The following is a 743-nucleotide window of genomic DNA, read 5'->3' on the forward strand; positions in this document are numbered from 1 at the left end:
CATGTTCTTTCATAAGGGATACGTATGCTTTTTTTGGCCTTCTCACAATACTAGGTGAGAAGGCCTTTTATTATTCTTCCATAGCGACTGTATAACAAATGAGGGGGAGTAATGATGAATACCACAGGTGAATTACAACAAGTAGCAGAGGAGACAAGAGCAAAACGATATAAGACATTGCTTGGTTCTGCTCTAGGCTATGCAGCAGAAGGTTTAGATATGCTACTCTTGTCTTTTGTACTCGTCTATATTTTAAAAGAATTTCACTTAACACCAGTAGAAGGCGGAAACCTTACACTAGCGACAACACTTGGGATGCTAATTGGTTCATATTTATTTGGATTTATTGCCGATTTATTTGGCCGCATTCGAACAATGGCTTTTACCATTTTATTATTCTCACTAGCAACAGCACTAATTTATTTCGCAACAGATTATTGGCAATTGTTAATTCTTCGCTTTCTAGTAGGTATGGGTGTTGGTGGTGAATTTGGAATCGGAATGGCCATCGTAACAGAAACATGGTCTAAAGAAATGCGTGCAAAAGCAACTTCTGTTGTCGCACTTGGATGGCAATTCGGAGTGTTAGTTGCTTCATTGCTTCCAGCCTTTATCGTTCCACACTTTGGCTGGAGAGCTGTTTTCTTATTTGGTTTAATCCCTGCCTTACTAGCGGTGTATGTTCGCAAAAGTTTAAGTGAACCAAAAATATGGGAACAAAAACAACAATATAAGAAGGAATT

Annotated in this window: 1 protein-coding gene; it reads left to right on the top strand. The window is 38.5% G+C overall.

Features of this window, described 5'->3' with window-relative positions; genetic code table 11:
• Positions 1-114: 114 nt before the first annotated feature.
• A partial coding sequence (locus tag V7183_RS12945) for an MFS transporter (RefSeq protein WP_335359784.1) occupies positions 115-743 on the top strand: 629 nt, incomplete at its 3' end.

Source organism: Bacillus sp. JJ1127 (genome assembly GCF_036965845.1).
Classification (GTDB): Bacteria; Bacillota; Bacilli; order Bacillales; family Bacillaceae_G; genus Bacillus_A.